General features: G+C 61.4%; 20 protein-coding genes. 12 read left to right on the top strand and 8 right to left on the bottom strand.

The window, feature by feature from the left end:
• Positions 1 to 18 precede the first annotated feature (18 nt).
• The gene (locus tag E0L37_RS01670) at positions 19 to 1,494 is read right to left on the bottom strand and encodes an NAD(P)/FAD-dependent oxidoreductase (protein WP_133490074.1); all 1,476 of its coding nucleotides are present in this window, start codon (positions 1,492 to 1,494) and stop codon (positions 19 to 21) included.
• Between the two features lie 131 nt (positions 1,495 to 1,625).
• On the opposite strand from E0L37_RS01670, the gene E0L37_RS01665 reads away from it, so the two are divergent.
• The 6 genes from E0L37_RS01665 (at position 1,626) to E0L37_RS01640 (ending at position 6,094) form a co-directional block, all read left to right on the top strand.
• Complete coding sequence (locus E0L37_RS01665) at positions 1,626 to 2,234, top strand: TetR/AcrR family transcriptional regulator (protein ID WP_133490073.1); 609 nt, start codon at positions 1,626 to 1,628, stop codon at positions 2,232 to 2,234.
• A 239-nt stretch (positions 2,235 to 2,473) separates the two neighbouring features.
• Positions 2,474 to 3,352: a diaminopimelate epimerase gene (gene dapF / locus E0L37_RS01660; RefSeq protein WP_133490072.1), complete on the top strand. Its 879-nt coding sequence runs from the start codon at positions 2,474 to 2,476 to the stop codon at positions 3,350 to 3,352.
• Between the two features lie 22 nt (positions 3,353 to 3,374).
• A complete protein-coding gene (locus E0L37_RS01655) occupies positions 3,375 to 4,088 on the top strand; it encodes a DUF484 family protein (RefSeq protein ID WP_133490071.1) in 714 nt (237 codons plus the stop codon).
• A 4-nt stretch (positions 4,089 to 4,092) separates the two neighbouring features.
• Positions 4,093 to 5,001, top strand: a complete 909-nt coding sequence (xerC, locus tag E0L37_RS01650) for a tyrosine recombinase XerC (RefSeq protein ID WP_133490070.1) — start codon at positions 4,093 to 4,095, stop codon at positions 4,999 to 5,001.
• Between the two features lie 69 nt (positions 5,002 to 5,070).
• Positions 5,071 to 5,778 carry an HAD family hydrolase gene (locus tag E0L37_RS01645; RefSeq protein WP_133490069.1) on the top strand — a complete coding sequence of 236 codons (708 nt, stop codon included), beginning with the start codon at positions 5,071 to 5,073 and terminating at the stop codon, positions 5,776 to 5,778.
• Positions 5,771 to 6,094, top strand: a complete 324-nt coding sequence (locus E0L37_RS01640) for a YqcC family protein (RefSeq protein WP_133490068.1) — start codon at positions 5,771 to 5,773, stop codon at positions 6,092 to 6,094. The genes E0L37_RS01645 and E0L37_RS01640 overlap by 8 nt, the downstream gene beginning before the upstream one ends.
• Positions 6,095 to 6,235: 141 nt before the next feature.
• Here the strand turns inward: E0L37_RS01640 and elbB are convergent, their stop codons facing one another.
• From elbB to greB, 3 genes are read right to left on the bottom strand one after another with little or no spacing between them, the layout of a single operon-like run.
• Positions 6,236 to 6,886, bottom strand: a complete 651-nt coding sequence (gene elbB / locus E0L37_RS01635; protein WP_133490067.1) for an isoprenoid biosynthesis glyoxalase ElbB — start codon at positions 6,884 to 6,886, stop codon at positions 6,236 to 6,238.
• The gene (locus E0L37_RS01630) at positions 6,883 to 7,536 is read right to left on the bottom strand and encodes a DUF502 domain-containing protein (RefSeq protein ID WP_133490066.1); all 654 of its coding nucleotides are present in this window, start codon (positions 7,534 to 7,536) and stop codon (positions 6,883 to 6,885) included. Before E0L37_RS01630 ends, elbB begins: the two co-directional genes overlap by 4 nt.
• Entirely contained in the window at positions 7,533 to 8,048 is a 516-nt protein-coding gene (greB, locus tag E0L37_RS01625) for a transcription elongation factor GreB (protein WP_133490065.1), read from the bottom strand. The genes E0L37_RS01630 and greB overlap by 4 nt, the downstream gene beginning before the upstream one ends.
• Before the next feature lie 190 nt (positions 8,049 to 8,238).
• Between greB and hemB the strand changes: the two genes are divergently transcribed.
• Together hemB and ppk1 are read left to right on the top strand one after the other, a co-directional pair.
• Positions 8,239 to 9,252, top strand: coding sequence for a porphobilinogen synthase (gene hemB, locus E0L37_RS01620; RefSeq protein ID WP_133490064.1), 1,014 nt, complete (start codon positions 8,239 to 8,241; stop codon positions 9,250 to 9,252).
• Positions 9,253 to 9,475: 223 nt separating this feature from the next.
• Positions 9,476 to 11,560, top strand: a complete 2,085-nt coding sequence (gene ppk1, locus E0L37_RS01615) for a polyphosphate kinase 1 (RefSeq protein WP_133490063.1) — start codon at positions 9,476 to 9,478, stop codon at positions 11,558 to 11,560.
• A 193-nt stretch (positions 11,561 to 11,753) separates the two neighbouring features.
• Here the strand turns inward: ppk1 and ppx are convergent, their stop codons facing one another.
• Positions 11,754 to 13,244 carry an exopolyphosphatase gene (ppx, locus tag E0L37_RS01610; RefSeq protein ID WP_133490062.1) on the bottom strand — a complete coding sequence of 497 codons (1,491 nt, stop codon included), beginning with the start codon at positions 13,242 to 13,244 and terminating at the stop codon, positions 11,754 to 11,756.
• A gap of 207 nt (positions 13,245 to 13,451) precedes the next feature.
• Here ppx and trxA point away from each other — a divergent pair, with 207 nt between their 5' ends.
• Both trxA and rho read left to right on the top strand, forming a co-directional pair.
• Complete coding sequence (trxA, locus tag E0L37_RS01605; protein WP_014996354.1) at positions 13,452 to 13,778, top strand: thioredoxin TrxA; 327 nt, start codon at positions 13,452 to 13,454, stop codon at positions 13,776 to 13,778.
• 447 nt (positions 13,779 to 14,225) lie between these two features.
• Positions 14,226 to 15,485, top strand: a complete 1,260-nt coding sequence (rho, locus tag E0L37_RS01600) for a transcription termination factor Rho (protein ID WP_133490061.1) — start codon at positions 14,226 to 14,228, stop codon at positions 15,483 to 15,485.
• 79 nt (positions 15,486 to 15,564) lie between these two features.
• Here rho and ycaC read toward each other — a convergent pair whose 3' ends face one another.
• Positions 15,565 to 16,191, bottom strand: a complete 627-nt coding sequence (ycaC, locus tag E0L37_RS01595; protein WP_133490060.1) for an isochorismate family cysteine hydrolase YcaC — start codon at positions 16,189 to 16,191, stop codon at positions 15,565 to 15,567.
• A 183-nt stretch (positions 16,192 to 16,374) separates the two neighbouring features.
• On the opposite strand from ycaC, the gene E0L37_RS01590 reads away from it, so the two are divergent.
• The gene (locus E0L37_RS01590; protein WP_133490059.1) at positions 16,375 to 17,280 is read left to right on the top strand and encodes a LysR family transcriptional regulator; all 906 of its coding nucleotides are present in this window, start codon (positions 16,375 to 16,377) and stop codon (positions 17,278 to 17,280) included.
• Positions 17,281 to 17,340: 60 nt separating this feature from the next.
• Here the strand turns inward: E0L37_RS01590 and E0L37_RS01585 are convergent, their stop codons facing one another.
• Both E0L37_RS01585 and E0L37_RS01580 read right to left on the bottom strand, forming a co-directional pair.
• Entirely contained in the window at positions 17,341 to 19,395 is a 2,055-nt protein-coding gene (locus tag E0L37_RS01585; protein ID WP_133490058.1) for a PhoX family phosphatase, read from the bottom strand.
• 150 nt (positions 19,396 to 19,545) lie between these two features.
• Positions 19,546 to 20,463: an aspartyl/asparaginyl beta-hydroxylase domain-containing protein gene (locus tag E0L37_RS01580; protein WP_236564082.1), complete on the bottom strand. Its 918-nt coding sequence runs from the start codon at positions 20,461 to 20,463 to the stop codon at positions 19,546 to 19,548.
• Positions 20,464 to 20,575: 112 nt separating this feature from the next.
• Here E0L37_RS01580 and ubiD point away from each other — a divergent pair, with 112 nt between their 5' ends.
• Positions 20,576 to 22,042, top strand: a complete 1,467-nt coding sequence (gene ubiD, locus E0L37_RS01575) for a 4-hydroxy-3-polyprenylbenzoate decarboxylase (RefSeq protein ID WP_133490057.1) — start codon at positions 20,576 to 20,578, stop codon at positions 22,040 to 22,042.
• Position 22,043 lies beyond the last annotated feature (1 nt).

Raw genomic sequence — 22,043 nt, 5'->3', positions numbered from 1 at the left:
TCCTTGCTCTTATCGCGGTCATTGGAACCGCAGCACGCCGTCATCCAGTCTGCCGTACTGGATCATATATTTGTCTTTCAGATAATTCTGATGCACGCGCCAGCAATCCCGATCGCCCTGTTGCGGCATGACGTCCACGCCGCGCTGGACATAACCGGAACTGAAGTCGAGAAAGGGCAACGCCTTGACGGTCGGATCGCGCCGCGCCACCGCTATCCGGACGCCCTTCTTGTCCATATGGCGCAGCAGGCGGGTCATATAGTTGCAGGTCAGCTCGGCCTTCAACGTCCAGGATGCATTGGTATAGCCGAAAGTCAGCATCAGGTTCGGCACGTCACTGAGCATCATGCCTTTGTAGGCCATGCAGTCGGCCGCCGCCGTCTCCTTGCCATCCACTTCCAGCCGCACATCGCCCAGGGCGTTCAACTTCAAACCGGTGGCGGTAACGATGATGTCCGCCTCCAACTCCTGGCCGGAAGCAAGCCGGATACCGCCCGGCGTGAAGCGGTCGATGGTGTCGGTGACGATGTTCACCCGGCGGGAGCGCAGCATATGGAACAGGTCACCGTCGGGTACCGCGCAAACACGCTGATCCCAGGGACGGTAGTCTGGTGAGAAGTGTTTCATGTCCACTTCCGAGCCGACCTGACGCTGCGCCAGATGCAGCAGGTAGTCCCGGGTGGGGCCGGGCCGGGTGCGGGCATTGCGGAAGAAGCGCTGGCCGAGCAACACGTTCTTCCAGCGGGTCAGACGATACGCCAGCGGCAGCGGCAACCAACGCTGCAGGGCGTGGGCAAGCCGGTCCACCAGGGGGCGGGCGAAGATATAGCTGGGGGAGCGCTGCAGCATGGTGACCCGCGCGCCCTGCTCGGCCAGCGCCGGCACCAGCGTAACGGCGGTGGCGCCGCTGCCGATGACGACGATTCGCTTGCCCTGGCAGTCCAGTTGCTCCGGCCAGAACTGCGGATGAATGATCTGGCCGTTAAAGTCCGACTCACCGGGAAACTCCGGCCGGTAGCCCTCATCGTAACTGTAGTAGCCGGAGCAGGAGGCGATGAAGCGGGTCCGGATGCGTTCCTCCCGCGTCGTTCCGTCCTCGCCGGTAATCCTGACCTCCACTGTCCACAGCGCGTCGTCAGTGGACCAACTGGCCGACACCACCTGATGGCGGAAGCGAATGTTGTGAATGGCTCCGGACTCTTCAGCGATTTCCTCGATATAGCGCTTGATGTCCGGCCCGTCGGCGATCGCCTTGCGGCCGGTCCAGGGTTTGTAGCTGTAGCCCAGGGTGTACATGTCCGAGTCCGATCGGATCCCGGGATAGCGGAACAGATCCCAGGTCCCGCCAATGGCCTCCCGCCGCTCCAGGATCAGATACCGCTTGTCCGGACACTTGTCGCTCAAGGCCCGGGCCGCGCCGATGCCGGACAGTCCCGCGCCGATGATCAGGACATCCAGGGGAAGGGGTTGGAATTGTTCTTGTTGTTTATTCATGCTGATATCCTCTGCGCCACGCATCAGGACGGACTCCCGCGCCTCAACGGCCACGGGCTCTCCGCTGGCGGGCATGAATGACAATTTATATTGTCACTTACAATTTGACAACGCTGATTTTCAGAAAGCCCATGGCCACAGAAACCACAAGCAAGCGACCGTACCGGGGCACCGCCGCACGGGAACGGCGCGCGCAGCGCCGCCAGCAGTTGATCGACGCCGCGACCGAGGTCTATGGCCACAACGGCTACCGGCATTCCAGCGTCAAACAGGTGTGCGACGCCGCCGGCCTGACCCAGCGCTATTTCTATGAGTCCTTCGGCCACAGCGATGAATTGCTGATCGCCTGTTACGAGCAGGCCACCCGACGCCTGCGCGAGCACAACATGGCCGCCGCCGAGGCCGCGGGGGGCGACTCGCTGGCCCGCTGCCGCGCCATGCTGCGCTCCTATTTCCAGGAGCTGAAGGACAAGCCGAACGTGGCCCGGCTGTTGCTGATCGATATTCGCGGCATCAGCCCGGCGGTGGACCGGGCCATCAACGACGCTCTGCGAGCCGGCATTCAGAACATGACCCAGGCCCTGGCCCGGCCCGGTCAGACCTTCGACCCCATGCTTCAGGCCGGCATCCAGGGCGGCTTCATTCATATCGCGCTGTATTGGATGGCCACCGGCTACGCCCAGCCGGTGGACGCAGTGACGGAAACCGCGTTGAAGATTTGCGCCGCCCTGCTGGAATAAGAACAGACGCCAGACGCCAGACGCCAGACGCCAGACGCCAGACGCCAGACGCCAGAGATGAAAAACCGGCCCCACCGCCCCGGCAAGACCTGAAAGCGCCAATTATATCCCCAGTGTTTCAGGGCCCCATGTTCCAAGGCGTCCGGCGCCAAGCGTCTGGCGCGTCCCCTTCCCACCCTACTGCTCCCTGGAAAATCCCCGTACAATGGTGGTTTTCGTTATCCGCGCGGATGCGTCGCATGCGACTGAAATTCACCAAAATGCACGGGCTTGGTAACGACTTCGTGGTCGTGGACGGCGTGCGCCAGCCTTTGCCGGAAAACGGCCCGCCGCTACCGACGGAAGAGTTGCAACGTCTGGGCGACCGGCATTTCGGTATCGGTTTCGATCAGATGCTGGTGGTGCAACCGGCCCGCAAAGAAGGCGTTGACTTCCGCTACCGTATTTTCAACAGCGATGGTTCCGAAGTGAGCCAGTGCGGCAACGGCGCCCGCTGCTTCGCGCGTTTCGTCCGTGACGAGGAACTCACCGACAAACACGAAATCCGCGTGGAGACCGCCGCCGGCGAAATGACCTTGCGGGTCACCGACGATGGCCTGGTGACCGTGGACATGGGCGCGCCGCGCTGGGCTCCGCGAGCCATTCCCTTCACCGCCAAGGCGGAAGCGGACAGCTATTTCCTGGTGGCCGGCAACAACGGCTATGAAGTCTCCGCCGTGGGACTGGGCAACCCCCATTGCGTCCTGTTGGTGGAAAATGTGGACAACGCCCCGGTGGACACCGTCGGGCCGTTGCTGGAAAGCCACGAGCAGTTTCCCGAGCGGGTCAATGTGGGCTTCATGCAGGTGATCAGTCGCAGCGAGATCCGGCTGCGGGTCTATGAACGCGGCGCCGGTGAAACCCTGGCCTGCGGCTCCGGCGCCTGCGCCGCGGTGTTGTGCGGCCAGCGCCGCGGCCTGCTCGATGATACCGTCACCGTGCACCTGCTCGGCGGCGCCCTGCAGGTCCACTATCCCCATGGCGGCCAGGACAGCCAGAGCGGCGTGTTGATGACAGGCCCGGCAAGCCGTGTCTATGATGGCGCCATCGATATTCCGCAGCCAAACAAAGCCCGTTGAGCCAACCCACGGGGATGATTTCATGAGCGAGCAAAAACCCACCAGCGCCGACCAGGTCGCCGCTTTCCTGCGCCAGCATCCGGATTATTTCCAACAGCGACCGGAACTGCTCGAGTTGCTGCGTCTGCCGGACGCTCGCGGCCAGGCGGTGTCTTTACTGGAACGCCAGGCGGCGATCCTGCGCGAACGCAATCAGGAATTGCGCGAACGGCTGAACGGCCTGCTTGACGTGGCACGGGAAAATGACCGTCTGTTCGAGCTGACGCGAAGCCTGACCCTGGCCCTGCTGGAAGCGCGCACTCCGGACAAACTGTTCCGGGGCCTGGTGCGCACCCTGGAGGACGATTTCCAGTGCGACGCCGTTGCTCTGCTGTTGCACGATCGGGAGATCCCGATTCTCGGTGAGCTGCGCCGACAAGTGCGGCTGATCGACGATGACGCCTTGCCTCCCGGGCTGTCGCCAATGCTGCGTCCGGGCAAATCGGTGTGCGGCGTATTCCGCCAGGAAGAACTGAAGGCACTGTTCCAGGAGCAGGGCGAACAAGTGCAATCCGCCGCCCTGATCCCGCTGGATTTCCATGGCCCGGTTGGCCTGCTGGCGATCGGCAGCCGTGACGCCATGCACTTCCGCAGCGGCATGGATACCCTGTTCATCAACCACCTGGGCGACATCCTGGCACGCCGCCTCAGCGAAGTGAGCCGTTCCGGTAGCAGCCGCCAGGCGCAGCGGGCCTGACGCCGTGACCACCGCCGACGACGCGGACTGGGTGGCGGATTTTATCCGCCATCTCGGCAGCGAACGGCGGCTTTCCGCCAACACCGTCAAACATTACCGCCGTGACCTCGAACGTGCCCGGCGGGCCCTGGACAATCTCGACTGGCGCCGTGTCACGGTACACGACCTCCGCGCCCTGGTGGCACGGCTGCACCGGGACGGTCTCGGAGGCCGCAGCCTGCAGCGCTTGCTGTCCACAATGCGCACTTTTTTTCATTTTCTGATTCGAGAAGGGCGAATCAACGATAATCCCGCCCTGGATATCCGTGCTCCGAAAAGCGGCCAACGGCTCCCCAAAGCGCTGGACGCCGACCAGACCCGGCACCTGCTCGACAGCGAGGAAGCCAGCGGCACCCCCCTGGACAGGCGTGACCAGGCCATGATGGAACTGCTCTATGGCTGCGGCCTGCGGCTGGCGGAGCTGATCAGCCTGGATCTGGACAGCATCGACGTCCGAGCCGCCCAGGTGCGCGTCACCGGCAAGGGCAACAAGACCCGCCTGCTGCCCGTGGGCAAACCGGCCCTGGCCGCCCTGCGTCGCTGGCTGTCTGTGCGGGGCCAGTTCACCTCCGCGGACCAGCCGGCCCTGTTCGTCAGCCAGCGCGGGCGGCGGGTATCACCCGCCACGGTGCAGCAAAGACTGCGTCAGGCGGCGATCAAGCGAGGTCTCGGCGAGCATCTGCACCCCCACAAGCTGCGCCATTCCTACGCCACCCATCTGCTGGAGTCTTCCGGCGATCTGCGCGCGGTGCAGGAGTTGCTCGGCCACGCCAATCTCAGCACCACCCAGGTCTATACCCATCTGGATTTCCAGCATCTGGCGCGGATCTACGACGACGCCCACCCGCGCGCCCAGCGCAAGAAAGACGATTGATCGCGGCGGAGTGATCGGGGATAGTGGAAAGTCCGTCACCCCGATCAACCCGCTGTTCGCCGATTCCCTATGACTGGACTGAAACTGATCACCTTCGACCTGGATAATACCCTCTGGCCAGTGGACGAGGTGATTCGTCAGGCGGAACGCGCCTGCAGCGCCTGGATCGCCGAGCATCATCCGGACGCGTCCGCGGCGCTCACCGCCGAGCGCATCCGCTCGGTGCGCGACCGGCTGATCGGCGAGCAGCCGGACTATCTGAATAATCTGACCCGGCTGCGCCGGGACGCCATGGCCCAGGCCTTCATTGAAGCCGGATTCGCCGAACGCGAGGCCCGCCACATCGCCCAGGACGCCTTTCTGGTGTTCCACGAAGCACGCAATAAGGTCAGTTTCTTCCCTGGCGCGCTGGAGGTACTGGAAACCCTGGCGGACAGCTACACCCTGGGGGCACTCAGCAACGGTAACGCCGACCTGGAGCAAATCGGCATTCGCGATCTCTTTGCCTTCCACCATTCAGCGGAAAGCATCGGCAAACGCAAGCCGGAGGCGGACATGTTCCATGCCGCCCTGCACAGCGCCGGCGTCACCGCCACCCAGGCAGTGCATGTGGGCGACCATCCGCTGGAGGATGTGGACGCGGCCCGCCAGCATGGCTTCCATGCGGTGTGGGCCAACCTGATCGACTTGTCCTGGCCATCGGATCTGGATCAGCCGAATCACTACATCCACAACCTTCATGAACTCACCGACCTTCTGCCTCTGTTCGATGACTGATCAAACGCAACGTCTCACCACTCTGCTCGACCAACTGCAACGGGAACTACAACGGCTGGATCTGTGGGAAACGCAACCGCCCGGCCCCGAGGCGTTCGACAGCGTCACGCCGTTTTTCGCCGACACCATGGTGTTCAGCCAGTGGCTGCAATGGGTGTTCATCGCCCGTTTCCGGGCCTTGCTGGACGGGGATTATCCGTTGCCGTCACGGTGCGACGTGGCGCCAATGGCCGAAGAAGCGCTGAAGGATCTGCCTGAGGACACCGAGGCGCTGGTGACGATGCTGAAGGAATTCGACGGCCACTTTCCGGGGTAGAACCGATCCCTCAGCATGGCGACGAAGCCACTGCGAGAGGCCGGCTTGCCGGCGAAGGCGTTTCCAAAATACTGGAAGAACTTCGCTTGCAAGCAAGCTTCCCACAGCGGCTTCGCATCAATGCGGGAGCCACTCCCGGGGCTAACCCGCCATGGACAGGATCTTGTCCACCAGTTTCTCGATACCGGCGGCGGCTTCCTTGATGCTACCGGCTTCCATGTAGGCCGGCGTGGTCACCAGACGGTTTTCCTCGTCGACGACAAAGTCGTCCACCGGACACGGCTGGTGGCGCCCTCCCATCTGCTCAATGGCGGCGGCCACTTCAGTGTTGGAACCGATGGTGCAGGTGGCGTCACCGAATAACAGCCCGGTCATGGTCGGGGAAATGCAGATCAGGCCCACCGGCTTGCCGGCCTTGTGCACGGCCTGAATGAAGTCCTTCACCGGCGGATGGATGGTCATTTCCGCCCCCTTGAAGGCGAAGTCGCACAGATTCTTGGCGACACCGAAGCCGCCGGGCACGATCAGGGCGTCGTAGTCTTCCGCTTTCGCCTGACCCAGCTCGATCACCTCACCGCGCGCCAACCGCGCCGCTTCCTTGAGCACATTGCGGGTCTCACCTTCATCCACCTCACCGGTGAGGTGATTGATCACATGCGCCTGGTCGATGTCCGGCGCGATGCATTGATAGGTCACACCCGCCCGGTCCAGGGCCAGCAAGGTAATGGTGGTTTCATAGATTTCACTGCCGTCATAGACGCCACAGCCCGCCAGTAATACGGCCACTTTCATGATTGCTCTCCTCGTATTTCGGATCCGTTACCGTCACCCCGCAGCAACTGACCACTACCAGCGCCACAGGCCACTACGGATTTCATCATCTGCTCGACACCCACTTCCGGGTGCCGGGTCACCAGCTCTTCGTTCACATGGTATATAAAACCGGTGGTGGGATTGGGCCCGGTGGGCACGAACACGGTCACCCGGCCGTTGCCGTGGTGCGAGGTTATCAAACCCATCACCGAGACGTCCGCCTGACGTCCGTACAGCCATATCTGGGCCACCTCACCCCGATGAAAAGGGCTGTCCTCATCCTTGCCAAAGACCTGAAGAATGATCTCCTTGACCAGCCGGTAGCCCGGCAGACGGACCATGGTGCGCGCCTCGAAGCGCTGCCACAACCAGCTTCCCAGGCGGGTCGCCACCAGGGTGCCGACCAGGAAACAAAACACCACCAGCACCGCCACCACCACCCAGTCGGCGGCGAACTTCGGCAACCCGAAAGTGTGCACCACGAACCGGGTGAACGGCGCGATCAGGCTGGTGACCGCATCGTAAAGCCACTTGAAGAAGAACGCGATGATCGAGATCGGCAGCAGAATGATGACACCGCCGATCAGCGATTTGCGCACGAAAAACCAGAAACCTCGGTCCGCTTTCATGGGGCTGCTTCCGGAAACTGATACCAGATTTTGTTGACGTAAAGACAACGTTCCCCGGTGGGGGTTCTCACCCAGGCCTCATCGTCTTCCCGTTTACCAAGCAAAGCCCGGGCCAGGGGCGCATCAACGCTGATATAGCCACGCCCGCCGTCGGCCTCATCCGGCCCAACCAAACGGTAACGGTGGTTTTCACCGTCCTCATCCTCCACTTCCACCCAGGCGCCAAAGAACACCTTGCCGGTATCCTCCGGCGGCCGGTCCACCACCACCATGCCGTCCAGGCGTTTGCTGAGAAAGCGAATCCGGCGGTCAATTTCGCGCAGTTGCTTCTTGCCGTAGATATATTCGGCGTTCTCCGAACGGTCTCCCTGGGCGGCGGCTTCCTGCACCGCCTGCGTCACCTGAGGGCGGGTTTCCTTCCACAGGGTCTGCAATTCCCGGTTCATGGCCTGATAGCCTTCTGGCGTGATGTATTTGGAACCCGGATTACCCCGGGGTCGCCAACGTCCCATAGCCTGCCTCAATGGATCAACCTTGCCGGCATTGGTAAACTGCCCGGCGCGCATCGCGCTATCATCTCGCGATTGCCACGTCACGGCCAGCGGCACCCCCGGGCCTGACACCGGCCGGCTTACCAAGCCCCCCATCGGGGCTGATGAGCCGAGGCTCGCAAACACGACGCCCACAGTAAGGTAACGCCCTATGTCCTTTCCCCGTGCACCCTGGCCGCATACCCGCATGCGCCGCATGCGCAAAGACGATTTCTCCCGCCGCATGATGCGCGAATCCGTGCTCACGCCCAGCGACCTGATCTACCCGGTGTTCATCATCGAAGGTGAGAACCGCACCGAAGCGGTGGCCTCGATGCCCGGTATCGAGCGCATGAGCATCGACCTGTTATGCCGCGAAGCGGAGCAACTGGCGGCCCTGGGCGTTCCGGCGATGGCACTGTTCCCGTCCACTCCGGCGGAGGCCAAAAGTCTGGACGCGGCGGAAGCCTGGAACCCGGACGGCCTGGTCCAGCGCTGCACCCGGGCGATCAAGGCGGCGGTGCCGGAAATGGCGGTGATCACCGACGTGGCCCTTGACCCGTTCACCATCCACGGCCAGGACGGCATCCTCGACGAAGACGGGTATGTGCTCAACGAGGAAACGGTGCGGGCACTGGTTCGCCAGGCGCTCTCCCATGCCGAGGCCGGCGCCGATTTTGTCGCGCCGTCGGACATGATGGACGGTCGCATCGGCGAGATTCGCCAGACCCTGGAAGACAATCAGTACATTCACACCCGTATCATGGCCTACTCCGCCAAGTACGCTTCCGCCTACTACGGTCCGTTCCGGGACGCGGTGGGCTCCGCCAGCAACCTGGGCAAGGCGGACAAGAACACCTATCAGATGGACCCGGGCAACTCCGACGAAGCCCTCCATGAGATCGCACTGGATCTGGCCGAGGGCGCGGACGTGGTGATGGTGAAACCCGGCATGCCCTACCTGGACGTAATCCGGCGTGTCAGGGACGAGTTCAAGGTGCCGGTGTTCGCCTATCAGGTCAGCGGCGAGTACGCCATGCACATGGCCGCCTTCCAGAACGGCTGGCTGGACGAGGACAAGGTCATGATGGAGTCCCTGCTGGCGTTTAAGCGGGCCGGCGCCAGCGGCATCCTCACTTACTTCGCCAAACGCGCGGCGCAACGGCTGCAAAACAAGCCCTCCTGAATAACCGCCGCTGTAGCTTGCCTGCAAACGAAAGGGCTTTCGGCCCCAAACGATTCGCTTGCAAGCAAGCTTCCCACAGCGGCTTCATCGCAATCTCCATGTCTTTTGCTTTTCGCTGTCAACTGTCCACTATCCACGGTTAACTGCCTCCCCCTCTTCCTGTCATTCGCTTGTCACGTTAATGTCATCCAATAAGTGCCTCTCCCAGGCCCAGGATGTCATCATGAACGCCAACGCCAATCCGCCGTCCATGGACTTGAGCAGTCCCGACAATTACATCAACCGTGAACTGAGCCTGCTGCAGTTCAATCTGCGGGTGCTGGAACAGGCCATGGATGAGCGCCATCCCCTGATGGAACGCCTCAACTTCCTGTTGATTTTCTCCTCCAATATGGACGAGTTCTTCGAGATCCGGGTGGCGGGATTGCGTAATCAGATGGAAACCGGCACCGGCACGCCGGGACCGGATGGCATGCTTCCCCAGGAGGTATTGCCGGAAATTTCGCGCATTACCCATGAAGCGGTGCAGCGCCAGTATCACATCCTGCAGGACATCCTGCTGCCAGCACTGGCCGCGGAAGGCGTCCATTTCCTGCGCCGCGAGCATTTGACCGAAGTCCAGGCCGAGTGGGTGAAGAAGTATTTCCGGGACCAGGTCTATCCTGTGCTCACGCCCATTGCCCTGGATCCGGCCCACCCTTTCCCGCGCCTGGTCAACAAGAGCCTCAATTTCATCGTGCCTCTGGATGGCAAGGACGCTTTCGGCCGTTCCACCGGGCTTGCCATCGTGCCGGCGCCGCGATCACTGCCTCGTCTGATCCGGCTGCCCGACGAAGTGTGCGAAAACGGCGACGATAACTTCATCTTTCTTTCGTCCATGATCCATGCCCATGTCAGCGATCTGTTTCCGGGCATGAAAGCCACCGGTTGCTATCAGTTCCGCGTCACCCGGAACGCGGATCTGGAAGTGGACGAGGACGTGGAGGATCTGGCCAGCGCGCTCAAAGGGGAGCTGCTGTCCCGGCGCTACGGTGACGAAGTGCGATTGGAAGTGGCCGACAACTGCCCCCAGCACCTGATCGAGTATCTGCTGGAACAGTTCGAACTGGGCCCGGAAGACGCTTACAAAGCCAACGGCCCGGTGAACCTGGCGCGCATGTTCACCAGCGTCAACCGGCCGCGTCTGCACTATCCGCCTTTCACTCCCCGGGTACCGGCGCCGGTGAGGAAATACGAGAGCATTTTCGACGCCATCGACCAGGGTGACATCCTGCTGCACCATCCGTTCGAGAGTTTCAGTCCGGTGGTCAATCTGTTGGCGGAAGCGGCGCGGGACCCCAAGGTTCTGGCGATCAAACAAACGCTGTACCGTACCGGCACCAACTCGGAAATCCTGGATCATCTGGAAACCGCCGCCCGCAACGGCAAGGAAGTGATCGCGGTGGTCGAGCTGCGCGCCCGCTTCGACGAGGAGTCCAACATCGAGGGGGCCCGTCGCTTGCAGGAAGCCGGCGCCATCGTGGTGTATGGCGTGGTGGGCTATAAAACCCACTCAAAAATGCTGTTGGTGCTGCGCCGGGACGGCGACGGCATGAAGCGTTACGCTCATCTGGGTACCGGCAATTACCATACTAAAACCACCAAGTTCTACACCGACTACGGGATGCTCACCGCCGAACCGGGTATCTGCCAGGACGTGCACAAGATCTTTCAGGAACTCACCGGCATGGGTAAGGCGGCGCGGCTCAAGCAGCTCAAGCATGCGCCGTTCACCCTGCACCCCAGTCTGATGGAGTGGATCGAGTTCGAGACCGAGCAGGCCCGTGCCGGCAAACCGGCGCGGATCATCGCCAAGTTCAACTCCCTCACCGAGGAACGCATCATGCAGGCGCTGTACCGGGCCAGTCAGGCGGGGGTGGAGATTGATCTGATCGTGCGCGGGATTTGTTGTCTGCGGCCGGGCATCCCCGGTCTGTCGGAAAACATTCGGGTGCGCTCCATCATCGGCCGCTTCCTGGAACACACCCGCATTTACCATTTCCACCACGCGGGCGAGGACCTGGTGTACTGCGCCAGCGCCGACTGGATGGATCGCAATCTGTTCAATCGGGTGGAGACCTGCTTCCCGGTCAATGATCCCAAGCTCAAGAAACAGATACTGGAAGAGGGATTGTACTTCTATCTGCGCGACAACACCCAGGCCTGGCTGTTGAACGCGGACGGCAGCTATCAACGCGCCGCGCCGGCCGCCGACGAGGAGCCGTTCCTGGCCCAGCAGGCCTTGCTGGAAGCACTGAGCAACGGTTGAACGTGTGCCGGCAGCTTCCCGCGGATAGGGCTACGCCCCCGGTGTGGGAGCCAGCCCCGCTGGCGTACCTCTTGCGATGCCCCGCCGTAATTCGCTTGCGGGGCAAGCTCCACGGTGGCCTTGTAGCAATCGCTGAATCCATGTTCCCGAGACCCGCCAGAATTTGGGATAGCGGGGAGGCACGGATCGCGCTTCAGGTCACTGCCAGCTGATAATCGCTGCTCTGGAAGAACTCCTGCTCCTGCTCCAGATCCGCCTGGGTCAGCGGGTGTTCCGCCAGCCAGCCTGGCGGGAAGCTCAGCGTCAATACCTTGCCGTCGGCGACCAGGCTTAGCGACGGCAACGGCTCGTCACTACGCGCATGATGCAGACGACAGGCCAGACGCAGCAGCAGGCACAGTCGCAACAGCGGCTCCCGCTCTTCCTCGTCCCATTCCGATAGGGCCGACAGCGGCAGTTTGCGGCGATGGCCGCGCACCAGCAGCGCCACCGCCGCCTGTTCCTGGCGCGAAAAGCCGGGCAGATCGGCGTTGGAAAGCATATAGGCGCCATGCTTGTGGAATTGGCTGTGGGAGACGGTCAGACCCACTTCATGCAGTAACGCCGCCCAACGCAGGGTATCCAGCAGCGCCTCATCATTCAGTGACCACGCCTCCGCCACCGACTGGTGCAACGCCAGCACGGTGTCGTGCACCCGACGCGCCTGGGCCGGCTCCACCCGGTAACGATCCATTACCGCCTGTACGCTGCGCTCCCGGACATCCTCATGGGTAAAACGTCCCAGCAAGTCGTAGAGCAACCCTTCACGCAGGGCGCCGCCGGATACCGTCATATGGGTAATGCCCAGTTGCCGGAAGATCCCCAGCAGGATGGCCAGCCCGGAGGCGAAAATCGGCTTGCGATCCTCACGAAGACCTTTCAGGGACAAGGCGTCCGCGGAACCGGCTTTCACCACCTTGCGGGCGATTTTCTCCAGCGCCTCCAGAGTAATGCCCTGATCGGTCAGGCCGCTTTCCTCACACACCTGAGCGATGGCCTTGATGGTGCCGGAGGCACCCACCGCCTGGGTCCAGCCCATCCGCCGGTAGTTGGCCTCGATCGACAGTACTTCCTGGCGGGCGGCGGTGACTGCCCGGGCCATGCCCGCCTCGGTGATACGGCCATCGGCGAAGAAGCGCTGGCGGAAACTGACACAGCCCATATGCAGGGACTCGGTTTCCACCGCCTCAAACCCTTCACCGATGATCAACTCACTGGAACCGCCGCCAATATCCACCACCAGCCGGCTGCCGCCATTGGCGGCCAGACTGTGAGCCACGCCAAGGTAAATCAGCCGGGCTTCTTCACGGCCGGCCACCACCTCGATGTCATGGCCAAGAACCTGCTCGGCGCGGGCGATAAACGCCTTGGCGTTACGCGCCATGCGCAGGGTATTGGTCCCCACTACCCGGACGTTGCCCCTGCGCACGCCGGTGATCCGCTGGGCAAACCGGGCCAGGCATTCCAGCGCCCGCTGCTGGGTTTCCTCATCCAGCCGATTCTCCTTGTCCAGACCGCTGCCCAACTGCACTTTTTCCGAGAGACCTTCCAGCAGGCGTACTTCTCCCTGATCCTGACGCGCCACCACCATATGAAAACTATTGGAGCCCAGATCAATGGCCGCCAGTTGCTCGCCTTGTCGCAAATTGTTCCCTCTCTGCCAAGCTGCGGAAACGGCGGCCGTCCCCGACGCGCCCATGGATTGATTTTCCGCGCCGCGAGGGCACGCCGCAACCGGCAATCGATCCCGCCATAGGGTCCGGCTGTCGGCGTAATCGCCCCTCACGCTTGAAATCCCGCGTTGCCGGCCCGATAGTATCAATCTCGCGAAACCCTTAAGCAGGAGATATTCATGAGCGGCGAGATTATCAACGTGACCGACGCCGACTTCGAGGACAAGGTCCTCAAGGCCGACGGTCCGGTTCTGGTGGACTACTGGGCACCGTGGTGCGGCCCGTGCAAGATGGTGGCGCCGATCCTGGAGGACCTGTCCAAGGAATACGCCGACAAGCTGACCATCGCCAAGCTGAACATTGATGAGAACCCGGATACCCCGCGCAAATACGGCGTACGTGGCATTCCGACACTCACCGTGTTCAAGAACGGCGACGTCGAAGCCACCAAGGTGGGCGCGCTGTCCAAATCCCAGCTCTCCGCTTTCCTGGACAGCACCCTGTAGTACGCTGTCAATCCCGGCCAGCCCATGATCAATTCATCTCCTATCCGTTTGATTATGGGCTGGACAGGCGCCGACTCACGGTGGTACATTCCGAAACCAGCGTTTTCGCACCCTCAAGCAGGGGATCTCTAATTCATTTGTTCTTGAGTTAAGATTCACCCATGGCCTCGCGTCAGGGGCGGTATCGGTGGGTGATTTTCGGGAGGGGCATCCCTTCATTACCCATGATTCGACGACGGGCCTGAGTACACCGGCCGGATGTCCCGATATTTCCCACCGAAACCTCACGAACCAATCAATTAGAGATTTCCACGGCTTTGCCGGCTAAGCGCTCCAGAACGACGTCCCTTATCGTAGGGACAACGAATCCGATAATCGGACTTTCATAAAACAACACCGCCCCCAGGTGTTTTCCAATCATTCATTCTCTAGACACCCAACACACCAATGAATCTGACCGAACTGAAGCAGAAGCCTATTGGCGAACTCCTGGACATCGCCAAGGAACTGGGCCTGGAAAACCTGGCCCGTACCCGCAAACAAGACGTCATCTTCTCGATTCTGAAGAGAGCCGCCAAAAACGGCTCGGACATTTACGGCGACGGCGTCTTGGAGATTCTTCAGGATGGCTTCGGCTTTTTACGTTCCGCCGAAGGCTCCTATCTGGCGGGACCGGATGACATCTATGTGTCACCGAGCCAGATTCGCCGCTTCAATCTGCGCACCGGCGATACCATTTCCGGCAAGATCCGACCTCCCAAGGATGGCGAACGCTATTTCGCCATGCTCAAGGTCAACGAGATCAACTTCGATAAACCGGAAAACGCCAAGAACAAGATTCTGTTTGAAAACCTGACGCCTCTGTTCCCCACCGAGCGTCTGGTCATGGAAGTGGGCAACGGCTCCACCGAGGACATCACCGCCCGGGTGATCGATCTGGTGGCCCCGATCGGCAAAGGGCAACGCGGCCTGATCGTGGCCCCGCCGAAAGCCGGTAAAACCATGCTCCTGCAGAACATCGCCCACTCCATCGCCCGCAACAACCCCGAATCCCACATGATCGTGCTGCTGATCGACGAGCGTCCCGAAGAGGTGACGGAGATGTCGCGCACGGTCCGTGGTGAAGTTGTCGCCTCCACCTTCGACGAGCCGCCGGCCCGCCACGTTCAGGTAGCGGAAATGGTGATCGAGAAAGCCAAGCGTCTGGTCGAGCACAAGCAGGACGTGATCATCCTGCTGGATTCCATCACCCGTCTGGCACGCGCCTACAACACCGTGCAGCCCAGCTCCGGCAAGGTCCTGACCGGCGGTGTGGATGCCCACGCCCTGGAAAAACCGAAACGCTTCTTCGGCGCCGCCCGGAACATCGAGGAAGGCGGCAGCCTGACCATCCTCGCCACGGCACTGGTGGAAACCGGCTCCAAGATGGATGAAGTGATCTACGAGGAGTTCAAGGGCACCGGCAACATGGAACTGCACCTGGACCGCAAGGTCTCCGAGAAACGCGTGTTCCCGGCCATCAACATCAAGAAGTCCGGCACCCGCCGTGAAGAACGTCTGGTCAGTGAAGACGAGCTGCAGAAAATGTGGATCCTGCGCAAAGTGCTGCATCCGATGGATGAGATCGGCGCCATGGAGTTCCTTCTGGATCGCATGAAACAGACCAAAACCAATCTGGAATTCTTCGAGTCCATGAAGCGCAAATAACCCGCGCACACCTCGAGAAAAAACGACGAAAGGCCCGTTCCAAACAGCGGAAGCGGGCCTTTCGTGTTTTCATACCGGGTTATTTGCCGGCGGTGAGCGTGTTGTAGCTGGTCATCAGGTTCCGGTAATCCGGAATATGTTTCGAGAACAACGTCCCCAGACCTTCAACATCATTACGCCAGTCCCGGTGCAATTCGCAGGCGGTACCGAACCAGGTCATCAGCTGAGCACCGGCGGCGGACATCCGATCCCAGGCCGCGTCCCGGGTAAGCGGATCAAAGGTGCCGGAAGCGTCGGTGACCACGAACACCTCGAAGTCCTCCTCCAGCGCCGACAGCGCGGGAAAGGCCACACAGACCTCCGTCACCACGCCCGCGATGATCAGCTGCTTCTTGCCGGTGGCTTTCACCGCCTTGACGAAATCCTCGTTATCCCAGGCATTGATCTGACCCGGCCGGGCGATGTACGGCGCTTCCGGAAACAGTGCTTTCAACTCCGGGATCAGCGGGCCATTGGGACCGTCCTCGAAGCTGGTGGTCAGGATGGTGGGCAGATTGAAGTACTTGGCCAGATCCGCCAGTGCCAGCACGTTGTTATTGAACTTGTCCGGCTCGATGTCCCGAACCAGCGACAACAAGCCCGCCTGATGATCAACCAATAACACGGCGGCATCGTCTTTATTCAAACGGTTGTATTGCTTACCCATGATCAATCTCCTCAATTGGTTTGTCTTGCCCGTTGGGTTATCGCTGTCGACAACCTCGTCGAAGGATCAAGATGTCGCGAGTGCGAACATCTTGACGATCATGCTATTAATAGGACTCCAAGCCGTGTAGATAGCAAATTTGCCACTCAGTGTTCCATTATTGGAACAGTAGCGAGCCTGATTTTGGAAAACCTCAACGACCTCTATTACTACGTGAAGACCGTGGAGCACGGCGGTTTCGCCCCCGCCGGCCGCGCCATCGGACAGCCCAAATCAAAACTCAGCCGACGCGTGGCGGCGCTGGAGGAACGCCTGGGCGTGCGCCTGCTACACCGCTCCACCCGGCACTTCTCCGTCACGGAAATCGGGCGCACCTACTACGACCACTGCAAGGCCATGCTGGTGGAAGCGGAGGCGGCCCAGGACGCCATTGATAGTGTTCGGGCCAGCCCCAGAGGCGTGATCCGGCTGACCTGTCCGGTCACCCTTCTGCACGTGCACATCGGCACCTTCCTGGCCGATTTCATGACCCGTTATCCGGAGATCACCGTACATCTGGAAGCCACCAACCGGCGCGTGGATGTGATCAACGAGGGCATCGATGTGGCGATCCGGGTACGGCCACCGCCATTGGAAGACAGCGATCTGGTGCTGAAGGTGCTGTCGGACCGCCACCCGGCAATGGTGGCCGGGCCGGCACTGGTGGCACGCCACGGGCTGCCGGCAGCGCCAGAGGCCCTGGGCGAATGGCCGAGTCTGGCACTGAGTAGTCCGCGACCCAGCTATGTCTGGGTGCTGTACGGCCCCGGTGAACACAAAGCCACCGTGCCTCACCATCCCCGCTTCGTCACCACCGACATGATCGCCTTGCGCTGGGCCGCGGTGGCGGGAGTGGGCGTGGTGCAGTTACCGCTGCTGGCCGTGCGCCAGCAGTTGGAAGAAGGCAGTCTGATTCATCTGCTGCCGGACTGGGCACCGCGCCGGGATATCATCCACGCGGTGTTTCCATCACGGCGGGGGCTGCTGCCGGCGGTGCGGACCCTGATCGACGAACTGGCTTTGTTCTACCAGTCCTTCGAGGAACGCTGACCCAGAAGCAGCAACGCCCCGGCAAGCGGGGCGTCGCGGCTGGCAAGAGACCTCTTCCGATCAGGCGATGCCGATCTCCCCGCCATCATCGCGGGTGACCACCACCGTGGAGGAGCGCGGCCGGCTGCTGCCCCCATCCGGCCAGTGGCTGGTGAAGTCACCCGGCTCGGAGCGATCACCGGGATGCTGGATGTTGACGAACAGCGTCTTATGGTCCGGCGTCATGGTAATGCCGGTGACCTCGCACTCCGTCGGCCCGACCAGGAAGCGCTTGATCAGGCCGGTATCCGGTTCCGCCACCAGCATCTGGTTATTGCCGAAATCCCCATGGTCGCTGGAACCGTCCTGCATGGAACCGGACATATCGGTCTGAATCCACAGCAGACCACGGCCGTCGAACCACAACCCATCCGGGCAGGAGAAGATGTTCTCCGCGGTCAGCGCGGCATCGGCCACCAGACTGCGCCCCTCCTGCTCGGAGCCCTCGAGGTGGCCACCCAGCGCGAACAGATCCCATTGGAAGGTGGAGGCCGAGGCCGCGCCATCTTCCTGCCAGCGAATGATCTGGCCCACCTGGTTGGCCGCTCTCGGGTTGGCCGCGTCGGTATCGTCTTCCGTGCGATTGGAATTGTTGGTCAGCGTGAAGTACACCATGCCGGTACGCGGACACACCGCGCCCCACTCCGGGCGATCCATGCGGGTGGCACCGGCAATGTCCGCCGCCAGACGGGTATTGATCAGAAGCTCGCCCTGATCCGCGAACGGCTCATCGAATTCGATGCTGCCCACGGTGGTGCCCACCGCGGCGTTCATTTTGGCGACGAAGCCGTCATCCCCCATGGACAGAGGCAGCCATTCACCGCTGCCGTCGTCATTGAAACGGGCCACGTACAGGGTGCCTTCGTCCATCAGATCGTTGCCGGTCATCCCTTCCTGATACAGATTCTTGGAAACGAACTTGTAGATGTATTCAAAACGGGCATCGTCACCGGAGTAGAACACCATCGGCTCGCCCACCTTGGGCTCGGCGAACACCACCCCTTCGTGGGAGAAACGCCCCAATGCGGTCCGTTTGATCGGCATGGCGTCCGGATCGTGAGGGTCGATCTCAACGATCCAGCCAAAGCCGTTGGGCTCGTTGCGAAAATCCTGGGTAGCATCGTCACCGGATTCGCTGGGCTGGAACCGGGTGTACAGATCACTGTCCTCGTCCAGAACGTCGTACCAATGGTATCCCTGCCAGCCAGTGACACCGTAACGGGCCAAATGACGGGGCTGCGGATCCATCCGCACATGGAAATAACCCGGCCAGTTCTCCTCACAGGTCAGGTAGGTGCCCCAGGGCGTGAAGCCATTGGCGCAGTTATTGATGGTGCCCCGGGTACGGGTTCCTTCCGGAGAGAAGGCGGTCTTCACCAGGTCATGACCGCGTGCGGGGCCACGCAGCGCCATCACGGTAAACGCGTTGATACGGCGGTTCAAAGCGGAAGGCACCACTTCCCAATCACCGTTGCTGCTTTTCTGTACTTCAATGACCGACACCCCATGGGCGGCCATTTCCTTGCGCACTTCATCAAGCGGACGAGGCCTCTCCGACGGGCCATTGGGGTGCAGGGTGATTTGATCAACATACTCGTGATTCATCACCAGCAAGCCATGCTCGGAGCTGCCTTCCAAGGGGAAGAAATGCATGCCGTCATGGTGCATACCCACCTGCATGGACTGATCGGCACCGGTGTTGCCGCCGTCATCCATATAAGCCGGATAGCTACCGAGAATCGGTGTTCCCCAGGGCACGAACGCCTTGGCGGTATACCCCTCGGGCACCACCACCGCATCCTGGCGGCTGGTGGCGATGGCGTCGAAGGACAGGCGCGGCGGGGTGCCGTCACCACCATCGCCACCATTATCATCGTCGTTGTCACTGTCACCCCCGCAGCCGACCAGGCCCGCCCCCAGGAACGTCACGGCGGCGGCGCCCAGAGAGCCCTTGAGCATGGTGCGCCGGGAGTAACGGGCCTGGATGATATCGGCGAAATAGCGATTGGAAGTGAAGTTGGATACCGGTTCTTCGGGGTTGTTCTCGATCGTTCTATCCACGACTTTGTCAGACATGATCGTCGCCTCTCTGGAGTTCCTGGGACCCGCGCGACCGGCATGCCGACGCGCGGGGCGAGCCTGGGTTCGCTAGGAGGCTAGGCAGGAGAGGTGAAGGCACGATGTCGGAATCGTGCCAGTTTCATGACAGAGACGTTGCAGCCGGATTCAGCGGACGAACAGCCAGTAGAACAAGGCTCCGATCATCAGCCACTTGAGAATATAGTAGAGACCGCGGTTGCGCTTTTTCAGATCCTTGGCTTTGGCCCGGGCCTTGTAAACCACGTCAAAGACCTTGTTCAAGACACCAACGCGGTCGCCTTCCACATTTTCCGTGCTGGTGGCGCGCACTACCACGTTCTTGAATATCCGGTTAATCGCCGTGGCGAACCGGTAGCGTAGCGGACGCTCCACATCGCAAAACAGAATCAGCCGATCCTGATCGGTGTTGTTTTCCGCCCAATGGATGAAGGTCTCATCGAACACCACGTCCTCGCCGTCGTGCCAGACGTGCCGCTCGCCGTCGACGTAAATCGCGCAACGATCGTCGTTGGGGGTCACCAGGCCCAGGTGGTAACGCAGGGAGCCCGCGAACGGGTCACGGTGTTTTCCCAGCTTGGCGCCGGCGGGCAGCATCGCGAACATGGCGGCGTTGACGCTGGGCACCTGGTTGACCAGCGCCACCGAACGGGGGCAGAGCGCCTCGGCGGAAGGCTGGGAATCGTCGTACCATTTGAGATAGAAGCGTTTCCAGCCGGTACGGAAAAACGAATGAAACGCCAGATCATTATCGCTGGCGGCCTGGCGAATATAACCCTCGTCGAACAGCCTCATGGCCTCGTCGCGGAATACTTCCCAGTTGTCGCGCAGCAGATCCAGATCGGGGAAGGCGGAACGATCCAGCAACGGGGTATTGTCCACATCACTGGTGGCGTAAACGAAGCAGTTATAGGGCCCCATGATGGTGGAATGATCCAACAACTGGCGGCTGAATGAATGCCGGATCCGACCGCGGAAGTGCACATAGGTCCCGCACACGATGAAGGTGTACAGCACCAGCATCTTCCCTGACCATAACCATGCCACGATTCATCCTCCCGTTGTGGGTGAGGGCGTATGAAGCGTTATTGTACACCCGGACTGTGGCAACATAGTGTTCACATTTTTCTATCACTTTGACCGGAAAAGTAAATCACCCATGAAATACCGCGATCTGCGCGACTTCATTCAGCAACTGGAACAACATGGCGAACTGAAGCGGATCAAGGCCGCCGTGGATCCACGCCTGGAGATGACCGAAATCTGCGACCGCACTCTCAAAGCCGGCGGCCCGGCTTTGCTGTTCGAAAACCCCAAGGGGTTCTCGATTCCGGTTTTGGGCAACCTGTTCGGCACTGAACGGCGCGTGGCCCTGGGCATGGGCCGGGATTCCGTCGCGGAGTTGCGTGAACTGGGTGAATTGCTGGCTTTTCTCAAGGAACCGGAGCCACCCAAGGGATTCCGTGACGCCTGGAGCAAACTGCCGATCTTCCGCAAGGTCCTGAGCATGGGGCCGAAGCTGCTGAGCAGCGCGCCCTGCCAGGAACAGGTCCTTGAAGGCGGCGACGTGGACCTGTTCCAACTGCCGATCCAGACCTGCTGGCCGGAGGACGCCGGCCCGTTGGTGACCTGGCCGCTGGTGATCACCCGGGGGCCCAACAAGGAACGCCAGAATCTGGGCATCTACCGCCAGCAACTGATCGGCCGCAACAAGCTGATCATGCGCTGGCTGAGCCATCGTGGCGGCGCCCTGGACTTCCAGGAATGGCGCCAGGCCCACCCGGGGAAACCGTTCCCGGTGGCGGTGGCGCTGGGCGCCGATCCGGCCACCATCCTCGGCGCGGTGACACCGGTACCGGATACTCTCAGTGAGTACGCTTTCGCCGGACTATTGCGCGGCGGTAAGACCGAGCTGATCAAAGCCATCGGTTCGGACCTGCAGGTTCCCGCCAGCGCCGAGTTCGTGCTGGAAGGCCACATCCATCCCAACGAATACGCCGACGAGGGCCCCTTCGGCGATCACACCGGCTATTACAATGAGGTGGAGCGTTTCCCGGTGTTCACGGTGGAACGCATCACCCACCGCCGCGACCCGATCTATCACAGCACCTACACCGGCCGCCCCCCGGATGAGCCGGCGGTGCTGGGCTTGGCGATGAACGAGATTTTCGTACCGATCCTGAAGAAGCAATTCCCGGAGATCGAGGACTTCTACTTGCCGCCGGAAGGCTGCTCCTACCGCATGGCGGTGGTGACCATGAAGAAGCAGTACCCCGGCCATGCCAAGCGGGTAATGATGGGGGTGTGGTCGTTCCTGCGGCAGTTCATGTACACCAAATTCGTCATTGTCTGCGACGATGACGTCAATGCCCGCGATTGGAAGGATGTGATCTGGGCGATCACCACCCGCATGGACCCCCGGCGCGATACCGTATTGGTGGACAATACGCCCATCGACTATCTGGATTTCGCCTCCCCGGTGGCGGGACTGGGCTCGAAGATGGGACTGGACGCCACCAGCAAATGGCCCGGCGAGACCGACAGGGAATGGGGCCGCGCCATTACCATGAGCGAAACCGTGAAAGCACGGGTGGACGAAATCTGGGACAGCCTCGGCATCAATTAGC

Origin of the sequence: Alcanivorax sp. 24 (assembly GCF_004360225.1) — a bacterium.
Taxonomy (GTDB): domain Bacteria; phylum Pseudomonadota; class Gammaproteobacteria; order Pseudomonadales; family Alcanivoracaceae; genus Alloalcanivorax; species Alloalcanivorax xiamenensis.
This window is presented reverse-complemented; position numbering and strand designations above follow the sequence as displayed.

What these genes read in the sequence shown, in the direction of transcription:
- dapF (WP_133490072.1), top strand. Translation starts at nt 2,474, where the DNA reads ATGCGACTGAAATTCACCAAAATGCACGGGCTTGGTAACGACTTCGTG.
- E0L37_RS01630 (WP_133490066.1), bottom strand. Translation starts at nt 7,536, where the DNA reads ATGAAAGCGGACCGAGGTTTCTGGTTTTTCGTGCGCAAATCGCTGATC.
- E0L37_RS01585 (WP_133490058.1), bottom strand. Translation starts at nt 19,395, where the DNA reads ATGTCTGACAAAGTCGTGGATAGAACGATCGAGAACAACCCCGAAGAA.
- trxA (WP_014996354.1), top strand. Translation starts at nt 13,452, where the DNA reads ATGAGCGGCGAGATTATCAACGTGACCGACGCCGACTTCGAGGACAAG.
- greB (WP_133490065.1), bottom strand. Translation starts at nt 8,048, where the DNA reads ATGGGACGTTGGCGACCCCGGGGTAATCCGGGTTCCAAATACATCACG.
- E0L37_RS01640 (WP_133490068.1), top strand. Translation starts at nt 5,771, where the DNA reads ATGACTGATCAAACGCAACGTCTCACCACTCTGCTCGACCAACTGCAA.
- elbB (WP_133490067.1), bottom strand. Translation starts at nt 6,886, where the DNA reads ATGAAAGTGGCCGTATTACTGGCGGGCTGTGGCGTCTATGACGGCAGT.
- E0L37_RS01670 (WP_133490074.1), bottom strand. Translation starts at nt 1,494, where the DNA reads ATGAATAAACAACAAGAACAATTCCAACCCCTTCCCCTGGATGTCCTG.
- ycaC (WP_133490060.1), bottom strand. Translation starts at nt 16,191, where the DNA reads ATGGGTAAGCAATACAACCGTTTGAATAAAGACGATGCCGCCGTGTTA.
- E0L37_RS01645 (WP_133490069.1), top strand. Translation starts at nt 5,071, where the DNA reads ATGACTGGACTGAAACTGATCACCTTCGACCTGGATAATACCCTCTGG.
- E0L37_RS01655 (WP_133490071.1), top strand. Translation starts at nt 3,375, where the DNA reads ATGAGCGAGCAAAAACCCACCAGCGCCGACCAGGTCGCCGCTTTCCTG.
- E0L37_RS01665 (WP_133490073.1), top strand. Translation starts at nt 1,626, where the DNA reads ATGGCCACAGAAACCACAAGCAAGCGACCGTACCGGGGCACCGCCGCA.
- hemB (WP_133490064.1), top strand. Translation starts at nt 8,239, where the DNA reads ATGTCCTTTCCCCGTGCACCCTGGCCGCATACCCGCATGCGCCGCATG.
- rho (WP_133490061.1), top strand. Translation starts at nt 14,226, where the DNA reads ATGAATCTGACCGAACTGAAGCAGAAGCCTATTGGCGAACTCCTGGAC.
- ubiD (WP_133490057.1), top strand. Translation starts at nt 20,576, where the DNA reads ATGAAATACCGCGATCTGCGCGACTTCATTCAGCAACTGGAACAACAT.
- ppk1 (WP_133490063.1), top strand. Translation starts at nt 9,476, where the DNA reads ATGAACGCCAACGCCAATCCGCCGTCCATGGACTTGAGCAGTCCCGAC.